Annotated in this window: 14 protein-coding genes; 8 read left to right on the forward strand and 6 right to left on the reverse strand. The window is 65.0% G+C overall.

All coding sequences use genetic code 11. The annotated features are described in order from the left end of the window. Positions 1-90: 90 nt before the first annotated feature. The 5 genes from XI03_RS24145 to XI03_RS24165 all read left to right on the forward strand — a co-directional run bounded on the left by XI03_RS24145 (position 91) and on the right by XI03_RS24165 (position 7,163). On the forward strand, positions 91-1,740 hold the full coding sequence (locus XI03_RS24145; RefSeq protein ID WP_095426169.1) for an ABC transporter ATP-binding protein: 1,650 nt from the start codon (positions 91-93) through the stop codon (positions 1,738-1,740). A 267-nt stretch (positions 1,741-2,007) separates the two neighbouring features. Continuing rightward, on the forward strand, positions 2,008-3,513 hold the full coding sequence (locus tag XI03_RS24150; protein WP_271593532.1) for a M81 family metallopeptidase: 1,506 nt from the start codon (positions 2,008-2,010) through the stop codon (positions 3,511-3,513). 13 nt (positions 3,514-3,526) lie between these two features. Next, complete coding sequence (locus XI03_RS24155) at positions 3,527-4,690, forward strand: M20 aminoacylase family protein (protein ID WP_038949932.1); 1,164 nt, start codon at positions 3,527-3,529, stop codon at positions 4,688-4,690. 2 nt (positions 4,691-4,692) lie between these two features. Beyond that, on the forward strand, positions 4,693-6,114 hold the full coding sequence (locus XI03_RS24160) for an amidase (protein ID WP_271593533.1): 1,422 nt from the start codon (positions 4,693-4,695) through the stop codon (positions 6,112-6,114). 158 nt (positions 6,115-6,272) lie between these two features. Next, a complete protein-coding gene (locus tag XI03_RS24165) occupies positions 6,273-7,163 on the forward strand; it encodes a crotonase/enoyl-CoA hydratase family protein (protein WP_028141182.1) in 891 nt (296 codons plus the stop codon). Positions 7,164-7,267: 104 nt separating this feature from the next. Here XI03_RS24165 and XI03_RS24170 read toward each other — a convergent pair whose 3' ends face one another. From XI03_RS24170 to XI03_RS24180, 3 genes are all read right to left on the reverse strand, one after another. Beyond that, entirely contained in the window at positions 7,268-8,245 is a 978-nt protein-coding gene (locus XI03_RS24170; protein WP_271593534.1) for an NADPH:quinone oxidoreductase family protein, read from the reverse strand. After that, positions 8,245-8,853 carry a 2-hydroxychromene-2-carboxylate isomerase gene (locus tag XI03_RS24175; protein ID WP_271593535.1) on the reverse strand — a complete coding sequence of 203 codons (609 nt, stop codon included), beginning with the start codon at positions 8,851-8,853 and terminating at the stop codon, positions 8,245-8,247. The genes XI03_RS24170 and XI03_RS24175 overlap by 1 nt, the downstream gene beginning before the upstream one ends. A 156-nt stretch (positions 8,854-9,009) precedes the next feature. Continuing rightward, positions 9,010-9,711 (reverse strand): glutathione S-transferase N-terminal domain-containing protein, encoded by a 702-nt coding sequence (locus XI03_RS24180; RefSeq protein ID WP_038949935.1) that lies wholly within the window; start codon positions 9,709-9,711, stop codon positions 9,010-9,012. Between the two features lie 131 nt (positions 9,712-9,842). Between XI03_RS24180 and XI03_RS24185 the strand changes: the two genes are divergently transcribed. Then, a complete protein-coding gene (locus tag XI03_RS24185; protein WP_097668546.1) occupies positions 9,843-10,865 on the forward strand; it encodes a methionine synthase in 1,023 nt (340 codons plus the stop codon). 25 nt (positions 10,866-10,890) lie between these two features. Here the strand turns inward: XI03_RS24185 and XI03_RS24190 are convergent, their stop codons facing one another. The 3 genes from XI03_RS24190 to XI03_RS24200 all read right to left on the reverse strand — a co-directional run bounded on the left by XI03_RS24190 (position 10,891) and on the right by XI03_RS24200 (position 12,917). Beyond that, complete coding sequence (locus tag XI03_RS24190; RefSeq protein ID WP_038973674.1) at positions 10,891-11,508, reverse strand: hypothetical protein; 618 nt, start codon at positions 11,506-11,508, stop codon at positions 10,891-10,893. Positions 11,509-11,615: 107 nt separating this feature from the next. After that, positions 11,616-12,143, reverse strand: coding sequence for a xanthine phosphoribosyltransferase (gene gpt / locus XI03_RS24195; RefSeq protein ID WP_028141188.1), 528 nt, complete (start codon positions 12,141-12,143; stop codon positions 11,616-11,618). Positions 12,144-12,179: 36 nt separating this feature from the next. Continuing rightward, entirely contained in the window at positions 12,180-12,917 is a 738-nt protein-coding gene (locus tag XI03_RS24200; RefSeq protein ID WP_038949938.1) for a competence/damage-inducible protein A, read from the reverse strand. A 276-nt stretch (positions 12,918-13,193) separates the two neighbouring features. Between XI03_RS24200 and XI03_RS24205 the strand changes: the two genes are divergently transcribed. Continuing rightward, positions 13,194-14,612, forward strand: coding sequence for a circularly permuted type 2 ATP-grasp protein (locus XI03_RS24205; RefSeq protein WP_028141190.1), 1,419 nt, complete (start codon positions 13,194-13,196; stop codon positions 14,610-14,612). A 4-nt stretch (positions 14,613-14,616) separates the two neighbouring features. Continuing rightward, the gene (locus XI03_RS24210) at positions 14,617-15,561 is read left to right on the forward strand and encodes an alpha-E domain-containing protein (RefSeq protein ID WP_028141191.1); all 945 of its coding nucleotides are present in this window, start codon (positions 14,617-14,619) and stop codon (positions 15,559-15,561) included. Positions 15,562-15,648: the final 87 nt, after the last annotated feature.

Here is a 15,648-nt window from a genome sequence, read left to right on the forward strand (position 1 = left end):
AGCGAAGCCAAGCAATCCAGTCTGCATCCGCGGAAGGACTTCTGGATTGCTTCGTCGCTTCGCTCCTCGCCATGACGATGGAGTGACCTGATGACCAACACCGTCCTCGACATCAACAACCTCGTCGTCTCCGTCGGCAAGAAGCCGGGTGGCCCAAAGATCATCGACGGCATCTCGATCCAGGTCCGCGAGCGCGAGACGCTGTGCCTCGTCGGCGAAAGCGGCTCGGGCAAGTCGGTGACCTCGCTGACCACGATGGGCCTCTTGCCGAAGGGCACGCTGGTTCCGACCAGCGGCAGCATCAAGCTGGTCGGCGAAGAGCTGCTCACCGCGACCGACCGCCGCTTGCGGCAGCTCCGCGCCACGCAGATGGCGATGATCTTCCAGGAACCGATGACCGCGCTCAATCCGGTGGTGCCGGTCGGCCGCCAGATCGACGAGGTGCTGCGCGCGCATACCAATCTCGACGCCAGGGCCCGCAAGAAGCGCATCCTCGACATGATGGAGCAGGTCCACCTGCCCCAGGTCGAGCGCATCTTCGCCTCCTACCCGCACCGCCTTTCCGGCGGCCAGCGCCAGCGCATCATGATCGCGATGGCGCTGGTGCTGGAGCCGAAGCTCTTGATCGCGGACGAGCCGACGACCGCGCTCGACGTCACCACGCAGAAGCAGATCCTGTCCCTGATCCGCGAGCTCCAGCGCGATCACGGCACGGCCGTTCTGTTCATCACCCACGACATGGGCGTGGTCGCCGAGATCGCCGACCGCGTCGCGGTGATGCGGCAGGGCCGGCTGGTCGAAACCGGCCCGCTCGAGACCGTGCTGCGCAATCCGACCATGGAATACACCCGCAATCTGCTCTCGGCGGTGCCGAGCCTGGTGCCGCGGCCGCCGCGCGAGGAGAGCCGCGAACCGGTGGTGCTGGAGGCCAACGATCTCAGCAAGGTCTATAAAGAGCGCGCCTTCTTCGGCAAAGGCCGCGAAGTCGTCGCCGCCGACAAGGTGACGCTGACGCTGCGCAAGGGCCGCACGCTCGGCATCGTCGGCGAAAGCGGCTCCGGCAAGTCGACCGTGGCGCGCTGCATCGTCCGCCTGATCGATCCGACCTCCGGCGGCGTGCGCCTCGCCGGCCGCGAGATCGCCGGCATCTCGCGTCGCCTGCTGCAGCCGCACCGGCAAAAGATCCAGATCGTGTTCCAGGATCCCTATCGCTCGCTCAACCCGCGCGTCACCGTCGGCGAGAGTATTGCGGAGGGCCCGATCAATTACGGCGTCGCGCATGCCGATGCGATGAAACGTGCCCGCGAGCTGCTCGAGCTCGTCGGCCTGCCCGCTGACGCGGTATCGCGCTATCCGCACCAGTTCTCCGGCGGCCAGCGCCAGCGCATCGCCATTGCGCGCGCGCTCGCGCTCGATCCGGACGTGCTGGTCGCAGATGAGGCTGTCTCCGCGCTCGACGTCTCGGTGCAGGCGCAGGTGCTGGAACTCTTCGACGAGATCCAGAAGCGTCTCGGCATCGCGATCCTGTTCATCACCCACGATCTGCGTGTCGCAGCGCAGATCTGCGACGAGGTCGTGGTGATGCAGCACGGCCGCGTCGTCGAGCAGGGCCCGGCTGCCGAGGTGCTGACGCATCCGAAGGAGGCCTACACCAGGGCTCTGCTGGACGCCGCTCCGGGGCGCGACTGGGATTTTGCGAACTTCCGGCCGGTGTCGGAGGGCGTGGCGGCCACGGCGTAGCGACACTTACCGCTGTCATTCCGGGGCATCGCGAAGCGATGAGCTACGGTGCGCAATTGCGCACCTGAGAATCCATCGCGCCTCAGAGTCTGTCGTCGGATGGATTCCGGGCTCGCGCCCAAGCGGGCGCGCCCCGGAATGACGGCGGAGCAGCATTCCCAAAACAGCTTGACCCTATGCGCGGCGCGAGTGCGTCCCACCTTGCTCTCGCCGCAGGGCCAAGGCTAACTTCGCGCCCTCTTGATTGATTGGACTGGACTGAACTGAATGACACGCATCGCCGTCGGCGGCTTCCTGCACGAGACCAACACCTTCGCTCCCACCAAGGCGACCTTCGCCGACTTCCAGCATGGCGGCGGCTGGCCGGCGATGACTGAAGGCGCCGACGTGCTGAAGGTGATGCGGCGCATCAATGTCGGCCTTGCCGGCTTCGTCGACAGCGCCGAGGCCAACGGTTGGGAACTTGTTCCGACGATCGCCTGCGGCGCGAGCCCGTCGGCGCACGTCACCAGGGACGCCTTCGAGCGCATCGTGAAGGTGATGGTCGACGGCATCAAAGCTGCCGGCCCGCTCGATGCGGTCTATCTCGACCTGCACGGCGCGATGGTGACCGAGCATCTGGACGACGGCGAAGGCGAGATACTGGCGCGCGTGCGCCGCGTCATCGGCAAGGACGTTCCGCTGGTCACGAGCCTCGACCTGCACGCCAACGTCACGCCCGAAATGATCGCGCATGCCGACGCGCTGATCGCCTACCGCACCTACCCCCATGTCGACATGGCCGAGACCGGCCGCGCCTCTGCGCGACATCTCGCGCTGCTGCTCAAGTCCAAGCAGCGCTTTGCCAAATCGTTTCGGCAATTGCCGTTCCTGATCCCGATCAGCTGGCAATGCACCAACGACCAGCCGACCAAAGGCATCTACGAGAAGCTCGCCGTGCTGGAGAGCGATGCGGTTCCGACGCTGTCTTTTGCGCCGGGCTTTCCCGCCGCCGATTTCCGCGATTGCGGCCCCAGCGTGTTCGCCTATGGCAGGACGCAAGCGGATGCCGACCGCGCCGCCGATGCGATCGTGAAGCTGATCGAAAGCCATGAGGATGATTTCGACGGCAAGATCTGGTCGCCCGATGACGGCGTGCGCCATGCCATGGAGCTTTCGAAGAGCGCGAGCAAGCCGATCATCATCGCCGACACCCAGGACAATCCCGGTGCCGGCGGCGATTCCGACACCACAGGCATGCTGCGCGCGCTGGTGCGCAACAGAGCGAGCGCCGCGACCGGGGCGATCTACGATCCGGTCTCGGCCAAGGCCGCGCATGATGCCGGCGTCGGCGCCACCGTGACGCTGTCGCTCGGCGGCAAATCCGGCATCCCCGGCGACGAGCCCTATCGCGAGACCTTCGTGGTCGAAAAGCTGTCCGACGGCCGTTTCATCGCGCCGGGCCCTTACTATGGCGGCCGCGAGATGGAGATGGGCCCCTCGGCAGCCTTGCGCATCGGCGACGTCCGCGTCGTCGTCTCCTCGCACAAGGCGCAGCTCGCCGACCAGGCGATGTACCGCTATGTCGGCATCGAGCCGACCGAACAGAAGATTCTGGTCAACAAGAGCTCGGTGCACTTCCGCGCCGATTTCGAGCCGATCGCGGAAAAGCTGATGATCTGCGCCGCGCCCGGCGCGATGCCGGCCGACACCGCCACCCTGCCCTGGACGCGTTTGCGGCCGGGCATTCGCATCAAGCCGAACGGCCCCGTTTTCTCGCCTCCCTCAAGCTAACTGGACAGAACCCATGCCCACGATCGACCGCATCGACGGTTACGCCGACGAGCTCACCGCCATCCGCCGCGACCTGCACGCCCATCCCGAGATCGGATTCGAGGAAGTGCGCACCTCCGGCATCGTCGCCGACAAGCTGAAGAGCTGGGGCATCGAGGTGCATCGCGGTCTCGGCGGCACCGGCGTGATCGGCGTCATCAAGGGCAAGGGTTCGGGCAACAAGCGCATTGGCCTCCGCGCCGACATGGACGCGCTGCCGATGGAAGAGAACACCAATCTGAAGTGGAGCTCGAAAATCCCCGGCCGCTTCCACGGCTGCGGTCATGACGGCCACACCACCATGCTGCTCGGCACCGCGCGCTACCTCGCCGAGACCAAAAACTTCGACGGCACCGTGCATCTGATCTTCCAGCCGGCCGAAGAAGGTCTCGGTGGCGCCCGCGCGATGATCAAGGACGGCCTGTTCGAAAAATTCCCCTGCGACGAGCTTTACGGCCTGCACAACGCGCCCGACCTCAACCACGGCGAGATCGCGATCCTGCCCGGCCCGGCGATGGCCAGCGCCGACTTCTTCGACCTGCGCATCACCGGCTATGGCGCGCATGGCGCGATGCCCGAGCGGTCCAAGGACGCGGTGATCATCGCGACCACGCTGGCGCAGGCGATCCAGACCATCGTCAGCCGCAATGTCGAGCCGCTGCAGGCCGCGGTGGTGTCGATCACCCAGATCCACGCGGGCTCCGCCTACAACGTCATTCCCGGCGACGCGCATCTTTGCGGCACCATCCGCACCTTTTCGAAGGAAGTTCGCACCCTGGTCAGCGAACGCATCCGCACCATCTGCGCCGGCATCGCAAGCGCCTACCAGTGTGTGATCGACGTCGACATCCGCGACACCTTCGGCGTGCTGGTCAACCAGGTCGAGCAGTCCAAGGTGGTCGAGGACGTCGCGCGCACCATCGTCGACCCCGCCAACGTGATCACCCGCGCCCAGCCCAAGATGGGCAGCGAGGATTTCGCCGACATGCTGGAGACCATTCCCGGCGCCTATTTCTGGGTCGGCCATGATGGCAACGTGCCCGTGCACAATCCCGGCTTCGTGCTCGACGACAAGATCCTGCCGATCGGCGCCAGCATGTTCGCCCGGATCATCGAAACGCGCATGCCGGTGGGCTAGCGATGCATAAGAAGAGCGTCGAAGATGCCGTCACCTCGCTGCACGATCTGTCCGCGGTCGATCTGATCGCGGGCTATCGCGCCAAGCAGTTCTCGCCGAGCGAGGTGCTGGAGGATTTGCTCACGCATGTCGCTGCGTGGGAGCCGCATCTGAAGGCGCTCTATGCGTTCGGTCCCGACGACGCACGCGAGGCCGCCAAGGCCTCGACCGCGCGCTGGACCGGCGGCGAGCCGTCCGGCGCGCTCGACGGCGTGCCGGTCACGGTGAAGGACAACATCGCGACCAAGGGCGTGCCGGTGCCGCTGGGCGCCGCCAGCGTCAAGCTCGTGCCGGCCGAGAAGGATGCCCCGCCCGCCGCGCGCCTGCGCGAGGCCGGCGCGGTCATCTTCGCCAAGACCACCATGCCCGATTACGGCATGCTGTCGTCCGGACTCTCCAGTTTCCACGCACTCGCGCGCAATCCTTGGGATCTCTCGAAGAATCCCGGCGGCTCCAGCGCGGGCGCAGGCGCTGCGGCCGCGGCCGGCTACGGTCCGCTGCATCTCGGCACCGATATCGGCGGCTCGGTCCGCCTGCCCGCGGGCTGGTGCGGCCTCGTCGGGTTGAAGCCGAGCTTCGGCCGCGTGCCGATCGACCCCACCTATGTCGGCCGCGTCGCCGGTCCGATGACCCGCACGGTCGACGATTGCGCGCTGATGATGAGCGTGATCGCAAAGCCCGACCGGCGCGACGGCATGAGCCTGCCCGCCGAGCCGCTGAACTGGAAGGGAGCAGAGAAGTCTCCGCGCAAACTCCGCATCGGGTTGATGCTCGATCCCGGCTGCGGCCTGGCGCTGCAGAAACCAGTGCGCGAGGTCGCGGTGAAGGCGGCGAAAGCGTTCGAATCCGCGGGCAGCGTCGTGACCGAGGTCGACGGCATCCTCACCCGCGAGATGCTCGACGGCCTCGACAACTTTTGGCGCGCGCGGATGTGGGATGATCTGGCCAGGTTGACGCCGGCCGAGCAGGCGAAGGTGCTGCCTTATATCTTCAAATGGGGCGCATCCGGCGCAAAGCTGTCGGGCGTGGATGTCATCCGCGGCTTCAACCAGACCATGGCGATCCGCGCGGCGGCGTCGAAGCTTTTCTGCGAGCTCGATTACGTGATCTCCCCGACCGCACCGAACGTGAACTATCCGGCGGACTGGGCCTCGCCGACCAACGACCCCATGAAACCGTTCGAGCACATCGCCTATACCGTGCCATGGAACATGTCGGAGAACCCTGCCATCTCGATCAACGGCGGCTTCGACGCCAAGGGTTTTCCCATCGGCGTGCAGATCGTCGGCCGCCGCTTCGACGACATCGGCGTGCTCGGCATGGCCAAGGCTTTTGAGGGCCTACGCGGGCCGCAACGACCCTGGCCGAAGCCGCCGGCTAACTAATCGCACCGTCGTCATTCCGGGTTGCGCCCTCTTGGCGCAAGCCCGGAATCCATTCATCAGCACTACTGATGCCGAGAGATGGATTCCGGGCTCGCGCTTCGCGCGCCCCGGAATGACGTGGTAGAGAGACCGATAAAGAAACAAGGAAGGAAACCGCCATGGCGTATGAGACGATCAAATACGAGGTCGCCGAGCAGATTCTCACCATCACGCTGAATCGGCCCGACAAGCTCAACGCCTTCAACGCGCAGATGCAAGGAGAGCTGATCGACGCGTTCGACGCCGCCGACAAGGACGACAACGTCCGCGCCATTATCGTCACCGGCGCCGGCCGCGGTTTTTGCGCCGGCGCGGATCTGTCGTCCGGCGCCGACACGTTCGACCGCGACGCGCGGCGCGGCCCCGTCAAACGTTTCGCCGACGGCAAGGTGGACTACAGCGATCCGCAGGTGCGCGACGGCGGCGGCCAGGTGACCTTGCGCATCTTCAAGTGCCTCAAGCCCGTCATCGCCGCAGTGAACGGCCCTGCGGTCGGTATCGGCGTCACCATGCAGCTCGCGATGGACATCCGCATCGCTTCGGATGCCGCGCGGTTCGGCTTCGTGTTCTCCCAGCGCGGCATCGTGCCGGAGGCGGCCTCGAGCTGGTTCCTGCCGCGCATCGTCGGCATCTCGCAGGCGCTGGAATGGTGCTATTCGGGCCGCGTCTTCCCGGCGCAGGAGGCACTGGCGGGTCGTCTCGTCAGCAAGGTCGTCGCCCCTGACGATCTCCTGCCGACCGCCCGCGCGCTCGCCAAGGAATTCGCGGCGAAGACCGCACCGGTGTCGGTCGCGCTGATCCGCCAGATGATGTGGCGCATGATGGGCGCCGACGATCCCATGGAAGCCCACAAGGTCGACAGCCGCGGCATCTACGCCCGCGGCCGCTCCGACGACGTCAAGGAAGGCGTGGTGTCGTTCCTGGAAAAGCGCCCCGCGCAGTTCAAGAACAAGGTGTCCAGCGATATGCCGGACTATTTCCCGTGGTGGACGGAACGGGAGTACAAGTGACGCTCTCGTAGGGTGGGCAAAGCGAAGCGTGCCCACGCACTTTTCGCCATCGAGAGAGATGGTGGGCACGGCGCAAGAGCGCCTTTGCCCACCCTACGGCACTTTCACTCCATCATCAGCGCCACACGCCCGATCGCCTTGCGGTCCATCAAGAGCCGCATTGCCTTCGCGTAACCTTCCAGCGGCAGGCGATGCGAAACGTTGGGGCGCAGCTTGCCCTCCTCCGCCCATTGCAGCAGCGCCTTCAGGCGCGCCTCTCCCAGCGCAGGGTTCTTTCGTACCGCCTCGCCAGCGCGCACGCCGAGCACGCTGGCGCCCTTGATCAGCAGGAGGTTGGTCTTGGCCGAGCCGATGCCGCCGGTGAAGCCGATCACCAGCAGCCGCGCGCCCCAGGCGATGCAGCGCATCGAGTCTTCAAAAACCTGACCGCCGACGGGATCGAACACGACGTCCGCGCCGCGACCGTCGGTGATGCGTTTAACGGCGTCGCGAAACGGCTCGCGGTCATAGCGGACGAGATGATCGGCGCCGCGGGCCTTGGCGATGGCGAGCTTCTCGTCGCTGGACGCCGTCGCGATCACGGTCGCGCCCAGCATCTTGCCGATCTCGACGGCCGCCAGTCCCGTGCCGCCGCCGGCGCCATGCACCAGCAGCACCTCTCCCGGCTCGATCCGCCCGCGATCGATCAGCGCATGATAGGCCGTGCCATGGCCGGCAAGATAAGTCGCAGCCTCGGCGTAGTCGAACGTCGACGGCTTAAGGGTGAGCTGCGACGGCGCGACGATGGCTTCGTCGGTGAATGCGCCGTGCCGCATCTTCACGATGACCTTGTCGCCAACAGAAACGCCCTTCGCCTCCGCACCCAATTCGGTCACGTCACCGGCAGCTTCCATGCCGGGCGTGAACGGCAGCTCCGGCTTGAGCTGATATTGGCCGGCGACCATCAGCACATCGGGAAAATTCAGCCCGGCCGCGCGAATCGCGACCCGCACCTCGCCCGGCTTCAGAGCGCGCGACGGAAACTCTTCCAGCCGCAAGGTTTCGGGCTCGCCGAGCGAGTGGCAGACGACGGCGCGCACCATCAGGCCGCACTCGCCTTGCTGCGCTCGAGCGCCTCGCGGATCAGCGGCAGCCGGTCATTGCCGAAATACATGTCGGTCTTGTTGACGAAAATCGTCGGCGAGCCGAAGCCGCCGCGCGCGACGACCTCTTCCGTATTCGCCTTGAGCTGATCCTTGATCGCTTGCTCGGCGATGCCGGCGAAGAATTTCGGCTCGTCGATGCCGACCTTCCTGCAGATCTCGGCGAGCACGGAGTCCTGCGAGATATCCTTGTCCTCGCCCCAATAGGCCTCGAACACGGCGGTCGCGAACGGCACCATGTCCGCGGCCAACCAGATGCAGCCGCGCATCGCCTTGACGCTGTTCACCGGAAACACCGTCGGGGGCATCTTGATCGCAAGGCCAGCCGACCGCGACCAGTCCTGAAGATCCTTCTTCATGTAGCGCGCCTTCAGCGGCACCGGCGTCTCGCGCTGCGCGTAGACGCTCGGATTGACCGTGTTGAAGATGCCGCCGACCAGGATCGGCCGCCAGACGATCTCGACGCCCAGCTCCTTGGCGAGCGGCCGGATGTTGTGGAAGGCGAGATAGGTCCAGGGGCTGGAGCAGTCGAAGAAGAATTCGATCATGGCGTTTCCTTTGCTCTCGTCATTTCGGGGCGCGCCCTCTTGGGCGCGAGCCCGGAAACCATTCGCTCCTGGCTCTGCGGCCCGATGGATTCTCGGGTGCGCAATTGCGCACCATAGCTCGCGACTTCGTCGCGCCCCGGAATGACGGCGTGGCCGTCACTTCCTTCCCAACACTTCCTTAGCCCTTTGGCCGAACATGATCTTGCGTGATTCCTCGTCGAACGGCTCTTTCACGAATTTTCCGATCGCAAGCCCCGCCTGCACCTGCGGCCTGGCGCGGACCTCGGCATACCAGCGTTTGACGTTCGGATAGTGGTCGAGCGTAAAGCCCTGCGCCTTGTGGGTCATGGTCCAGGGGAAGCAGGCGATGTCGGCAATGGAATAGTCGCCGGCGACATATGCGCCGGTCTTCTCCAGCTGCCGATCGAGCACGCCGTAGAGCCGGGCCGCCTCGTCGCGGTAGCGCTCGATCGCATAGGGGATCTTCTCCGCCGCATAGAGCGCAAAATGCCCGTGCTGGCCGAGCATCGGCCCGAGGCCGGCCATCTGCCACATCACCCATTGAATTGTGGCGGAACGCCCGCGCAAGTCGGCGGCCAGGAAGCGGCCGGTCTTTTCCGCGAGATAAATCAGAATTGCGCCGGTCTCGAACACCGGGAACGGGCTGCCACCGTCGGCGGGTGCGTGATCGACGATCGCGGGGATGCGGTTGTTCGGGGAGATCGCCAGAAACTCGGGACTGAACTGCTCGCCGGCGCGGATGTCGACGGGCTTCACCGTATAGGGAAGTCCGAGCTCTTCCAGCATGATCGAGATTTTCCAGCCGTTCGGCGTCGGCGCGTAATGGAGATCGATCATGACCTTTCCCTCGGCATCCTTTGGCCTTCCCTGTCGATGCCGCCAGCTAAAATAACGACTTTTGTTGTTCTGTACCTCGACGTTAGGACATGGCAGGAAGGGGCGCAACACAACCTGCCGGGAGGGCCGCCATGCTGTTTCCAACCACGATCGCCGGCTCCTTGCCGAAGCCGGAATGGCTTGCCGAACCCAATATGCTCTGGGCGCCCTGGAAGTCGCAGGGCGAGGAGTTGCTCCGCGCCAAGCGCGACGCGACATTGATCTGGCTGAAGATCCAGGAGGACGCCGGAATCGACATCCTCACCGAGGGCGAGCAGGCCCGCCAGCATTTCGTGCACGGTTTTCTGGAGAAGATCGACGGCATCGATTTCGCGCACAAGGTCGAGATGGGCATCCGCAAGGACCGCTACAAGGCGATGGTGCCGCAGGTGGTCGCCCCGCTCCGGCTCAAGGGCCGCGTCCATGCCTTCGAGGCGCGCGCGGCGCGCACGCACACGAAGAGGAAGCTGAAGTTCACCCTGCCCGGCCCGATGACCATCATCGACACCATTGCCGATCGCTACTATGGCGACCGCGTCAAGATGGCGTTTGCCTTTGCCGAGTTGCTCAACGAGGAGGCCCGGGCGCTGCAGGCCGACGGCGTCGATCTCGTGCAGTTCGACGAGCCCGCCTTCAATGTCTACATGGACGAGGTCAACGATTGGGGCATCAAGGCGCTGGAGCGCGCTGCGCAGGGCCTCACCTGCGCCACCGCCGTCCACATCTGCTACGGCTACGGCATCAAGGCCAACACCGACTGGAAGGAAACGCTAGGCAGCCAATGGCGGCAGTATGAGCAGATCTTTCCGGCGATCGACGCCAGCCCGATCCAGCAGGTCGCGATCGAATGCCGCAATTCGAAAGTGCCGCTCGATCTGCTGGCGCTGCTCAAGAACAAGATCGTGCAGGCCGGCGTGATCGACGTTGCCAGCGACACCGTGGAGACCGCAGAGGATGTCGTGAAGGTGATCGACGCGGTGTCGAAATTCGTGCCCAAGAGCAACATCATCGCCACCACCAATTGCGGCATGGCCCCGATGCGGCGCGAGATCGCCGAAGCCAAGCTGATGGCGCTCGGCGCAGGCGCCGCGCTGGCGCGCGAGAAGCTGGGGTGATGGCGGTGATCCGCCGGCCGCCCTGCTAGTCCAGCGCGGTCGGATGCAGCGCCGGTTGATATCCGGCGCGCAACGCATGCAGTGTGGACGGGGGCGTCAGCAGCATTGGGCTGTCCAGCTCGGTCCTTGCGCGGGCATAGCCGGCTGGCGACCATAACAGCGCCCTTCCCTGCACCACCAGAAAGCTCTCCTCGCCCCGTTGAACCATCGCGCCGTCGGGCAATTCTGCCAGCGGCACCGGCACTGCGTGCAGGCGCTTGCGGCCATGATCCAGACGCTCGAGGTGGAGCTGGGCGTCCATCGCCTTCGCACTCACCTTGCTGACGCCATTCCCCGTCTCCCACGCCGCGCGGAAGCGGTTGGCATCCTCGCGCCGGCAGAAGAAGCAGGGCCGGTGACCTGCGGCAAAGGCGGTGGCCTCGTCGAGAAAGAACAGCTCGGTCCAGCTCCGCCGCGCCATCACCGGCCGGCGCCAGCCGCGGAATTCACACAGGCATGTGATCCAGGCCGGCGACGACCAGCGCTTCTTCAGGAGCGTCTTCGTCGCGGGATCGTGGATGATGCCGCGATTGCCGGTGAACGTGCCGCGATGCGGGGTGGCGATGATGTCGCCGAGCGGTGTGACGCGGTTTTGCAGGGGCATGGCCGTCTCTCCCCGTCATTGCGAGGAGCGAAGCGACGAAGCAATCCAGACTGCTTCTGCGGATACATCTCTGGATTGCTTCGCTTCGCTCGCAATGACGACGGCAGTCACGCCGCGCCGTCGCGCAGCGGCGGATGGTAGGACAGCGCGGTGTCCCAGGGGAAGAAGATCCAGGTATCCTGCGAGACTTCCGTGATGAAGGTGTCGACCAGCGGGCGCCCCTTCGGCTTGGCGTAGACCGTGGCGAAGTGCGCGTCGGGCAACATCTCGCGCACCAGCTTGCCGGTCTTGCCGGTGTCGACGAGATCGTCGACGATCAACAGCCCCTTGCCAGTGCCACCACCAAGCTTCATGGCCTGTTCCGAAATACCCTTGAGGACCTGGAGGTCCCCCTGCTTGTCGTGGTCGTAGCTGGCGACGCAGACCGTATCGATGATGCGCACGCCGAGCTCGCGCGCCACGATCGCGGCCGGCACCAAGCCGCCGCGGGTGATCGCGATCACGGCGTGGAACGGGCCGACCTCGTTGAGCCGCCAGGTCAGCGCCCGGCAGTCGCGGTGGAACTGGTCCCACGAGACCGGGAAGGCCCTGCCCGCCCGCTCCTGCGCACTCAGTTCCGGTGCTTCACCTGCCATTGTCGTCTCCTGCTTCGCCTGCCGGCAAATTCCCTGCTAACGAGTGATGTTCAATCCTGCCAGCATTTCCTTCACCGCGCTCATGGCTGCCGCGAGCTTGTCAGCATCGCGCGAGCGCACCACGAGGTTCGTATTCGGCTTCTGCTCTTCGTCCATGAAGGGGTAGCTGCCGATGATGGTGTCGGGATGGGCGGCGGCGATCGCGCGCAAGGGGCTGCCGATGTCGCCTTCCCGCGCATTGGCGCGGACCGATTCGGAGAGCATGCGCACGCCCGATTTCAGCTTGGGCGAGACGATGTCCATCATCGCCTGCATGATCGAGGGCACGCCGGCCATCACGATGACATTGCCGATCTTGAAGCCGGGCGCGAGGATGGTCGCGCTCTGGATCAGCTCGGCACCGTCGGGGATGCGGGCCATGCGCAACCGGGCCTCGTTGAGATCCTGCTCGCTCCAGCGCTCCTTGAAACGGGCGACCACCTCCGGATGGTGGTCGATGCCGACTCCGAACGCCTTGGCGACGCTGTCGGCGGTGATGTCGTCATGGGTCGGCCCGATGCCACCGGTGGTGAAGACGTAGGTGTAGCGATGCCGCAGTGCATCCAAGGCAGCGATGATATCGGACTCGTCATCGGAGACGACCCGGACCTCCTTCAGGTCGATGCCGATATTGGTCAGGTATTCGGCGATGAAGCCGATATTCTTGTCCTTGGTCCGGCCGGACAGGATTTCGTCCCCAATGACCAGAATGCCCGCCGTGACGATCTCGCTCATAACTTAAGTCCCTCACCTGTGGCGCCGACTTTGCCGAGGTAACGCGTTGAAGTCACGCGGTTTTGCTGTCGAAATAAGCAGTCCTCAGCCATTTTTTCAGGCAAGCCGCCGGCCATCCCCGACAAATGCTGCCAGTCCATGCTTATCGCGCTGGCCCGGCCCTTGCTACCACATGAAAGTCATGCACTCTTGCCGCATGGTCAGGACGTTGCGGCTTCACCAGGGCCTGGCGACCTGTCCATTGGCGCAACGCCTTGCGGAGAACAGTCGGCATCTATGGCAGTCGCGTTTGATGAAATGAATATTCCGGGCGGGGACCTTCGCCCCGCCTACCAGGAGCTGGCGCGCTGGCTCAAGGAGACGCCTCCCGAGGCGCTTGAATATCGCCGCCAGGAGGCCGAGCTGCTGTTCCGCCGCATCGGCATCACCTTCGCGGTCTATGGAGAGGCCGAATCCACCGAGCGCCTGATCCCCTTCGACGTGATCCCGCGGATCATGTCGGGCAAGGAATGGGCACTGCTGGAGAAGGGCCTGAAGCAGCGCGTGCGCGCGCTCAACATGTTCCTGCGCGACATCTATCATGGCCGCGACATCCTGCGCGCCGAGATCGTGCCCGACGATCTGATCTTCCAGAACCCGGTGTTCCGGCCCGAGATGAACGGCCAGCAGGTGCCGCACGACGTCTATGTGCACATCGCCGGCATCGACATCGTCCGAGTCGATGCCAACGACTTCATCGTGCTCGAGGACAATGCGCGCACGCCGTCCGGCGTGTCCTACATGCTGGAAAACCGCGAGATCATGATGCGGTTGTTTCCGGATCTGTTCGCCCGCCACAAGGTGGCGCCGGTCGAGCGCTATCCGGACGAATTGCTCTCGGCGCTCCGCTCCGTCGCGCCGCTCAGCGCCTCGGGCGAGCCGACGGTCGCCCTGCTCACCCCCGGCGTCTACAACTCGGCCTATTACGAGCACTCCTTCCTCGCCGACAAGCTCGGCATCGAGCTGGTCGAGGGCCGCGATCTCATCGTCAAGAACAACGAAGTGTTCATGCGGACGACGGAAGGGCTGAAGCGGGTCGACGTGATCTATCGCCGCGTCGACGACGACTTCCTCGATCCCCTCACCTTCCGTCCCGATTCCGCGCTCGGCGTGCCCGGGCTGATGTCGGCCTATGCGGCCGGCAACATCACGCTCGCCAACGCCGTCGGCACCGGGATTGCTGACGACAAGGCGATCTACTCCTACATGCCGGACATCGTGAAATTCTATCTCGGCGAGGAGCCGATCCTGAAGAACGTGCCGACCTGGCGCTGCCGCGAGCCGAAGGACCTCGCCTATGTGCTGGATCATTTGAGCGAGCTCGTCGTCAAGGAGGTGCACGGCTCCGGCGGCTACGGCATGCTAATCGGGCCCGCCGCGACGAAGGCGACGATCGAAGCGTTCCGCGAGAAGCTCAAGCGCGAGCCCGAAGGTTTCATCGCGCAGCCGACGCTCGCGCTCTCGACCTGCCCGACTTGCACCGCAAGCGGCCTCGCCCCGCGCCACGTCGATTTGCGCCCCTTCGTGCTCACCGGCAGCAAGAGCACGACCATCGTGCCGGGCGGCCTGACACGCGTCGCGCTGAAGGAAGGCTCCCTGGTGGTGAATTCGAGCCAGGGCGGCGGCACCAAAGACACCTGGATCCTGGACGAGTAGTCAGATGCTGTCGCGTACCGCCGAAAACCTCTACTGGCTCGCCCGCTACGTCGAACGGGCCGAGTATCTCGCGCGCACCATCGATGCGACGCTGCGCGTCACCGCGCTTCCCGCCGCCTATATCGGCAAGACCAATGAATGGGACTCGGCGCTGCTCACCGCCGGCGTCGCTGCCAGCTTCTATCAGACCTACGAGGAAGCCAACGAGCACAACGTCGTCGACTACCTCTCCTTCTCCGTGGACAACCCATCCTCGATCAGGAACTGCATCGAGGCGGCGCGGCTGAACTCGCGCTCGGTCCGCACCGCGCTGACCAGCGAGATGTGGGACACCATCAACTCGGCCTGGATCGAGCTTCAGGCGGTCTGGAGCAAGGGCACCTCGACGCGCGAGGACCTCGCAAAATTCCTGCGCTTCGTGCAGGAGACCTCGCTGCGCTTCGACGGCTCGGCGTACCGGACCATGCTGCGCAACGACGCCTACTGGTTTTCGCGGATGGGCGTGCATCTGGAGCGCGCCGACAACACCGCGCGCATTCTCGACGTGAAGTATCACGTGCTGCTGCCCGAGGAGGAGCATGTCGGCGGCCCGCTCGATTTCTATCAGTGGAGCTCGATCCTGCGCTCGGTCTCGGCGCTGACGGCCTATCACTGGGTCTATCGCGAGACGCTGAAGCCATGGCTGATCGCGGACCTGCTCATCCTCAACGACACGCTGCCGCGCTCGCTGGCCAGCTGCTATGGCAATCTCGTGCGCAACCTCGACCAGATCGGTGTCGCCTATGGCCGCCAGGGCCCGGCCCAGCGCCACGCCCGCGGCATCCGCAACCGGCTGGAACACAGCAATATGAACGACATTTTCCAGCATGGCGTGCATGAATTCATTCAGGAATTCATCACCGACAATTCCAGGCTGGGCGAAATCATCACGAAGCAGTATTTGATCTGATGTCACCCGGCTGACGACATGGGATACCGTCATGGCCGGGCTTGTCCCGGCCATCCACGTTCTTGCTTTCGCGCGACGAGGAAGAAC

It is taken from the genome of Bradyrhizobium sp. CCBAU 65884 (genome assembly GCF_028128835.1).
Taxonomy (GTDB): domain Bacteria; phylum Pseudomonadota; class Alphaproteobacteria; order Rhizobiales; family Xanthobacteraceae; genus Bradyrhizobium; species Bradyrhizobium ottawaense.

Coding starts and splice junctions, on each gene's coding strand:
- XI03_RS24170 (WP_271593534.1), bottom strand. CDS start 8,245: ATGGTGCGCGCCGTCGTCTGCCACTCGCTCGGCGAGCCCGAAACCTTG.
- XI03_RS24200 (WP_038949938.1), bottom strand. CDS start 12,917: ATGAGCGAGATCGTCACGGCGGGCATTCTGGTCATTGGGGACGAAATC.
- XI03_RS24205 (WP_028141190.1), top strand. CDS start 13,194: ATGGCAGTCGCGTTTGATGAAATGAATATTCCGGGCGGGGACCTTCGC.
- XI03_RS24210 (WP_028141191.1), top strand. CDS start 14,617: ATGCTGTCGCGTACCGCCGAAAACCTCTACTGGCTCGCCCGCTACGTC.
- XI03_RS24185 (WP_097668546.1), top strand. CDS start 9,843: ATGCTGTTTCCAACCACGATCGCCGGCTCCTTGCCGAAGCCGGAATGG.
- XI03_RS24175 (WP_271593535.1), bottom strand. CDS start 8,853: ATGATCGAATTCTTCTTCGACTGCTCCAGCCCCTGGACCTATCTCGCC.
- gpt (WP_028141188.1), bottom strand. CDS start 12,143: ATGGCAGGTGAAGCACCGGAACTGAGTGCGCAGGAGCGGGCGGGCAGG.
- XI03_RS24155 (WP_038949932.1), top strand. CDS start 3,527: ATGCCCACGATCGACCGCATCGACGGTTACGCCGACGAGCTCACCGCC.
- XI03_RS24150 (WP_271593532.1), top strand. CDS start 2,008: ATGACACGCATCGCCGTCGGCGGCTTCCTGCACGAGACCAACACCTTC.
- XI03_RS24160 (WP_271593533.1), top strand. CDS start 4,693: ATGCATAAGAAGAGCGTCGAAGATGCCGTCACCTCGCTGCACGATCTG.
- XI03_RS24165 (WP_028141182.1), top strand. CDS start 6,273: ATGGCGTATGAGACGATCAAATACGAGGTCGCCGAGCAGATTCTCACC.
- XI03_RS24180 (WP_038949935.1), bottom strand. CDS start 9,711: ATGATCGATCTCCATTACGCGCCGACGCCGAACGGCTGGAAAATCTCG.
- XI03_RS24190 (WP_038973674.1), bottom strand. CDS start 11,508: ATGCCCCTGCAAAACCGCGTCACACCGCTCGGCGACATCATCGCCACC.
- XI03_RS24145 (WP_095426169.1), top strand. CDS start 91: ATGACCAACACCGTCCTCGACATCAACAACCTCGTCGTCTCCGTCGGC.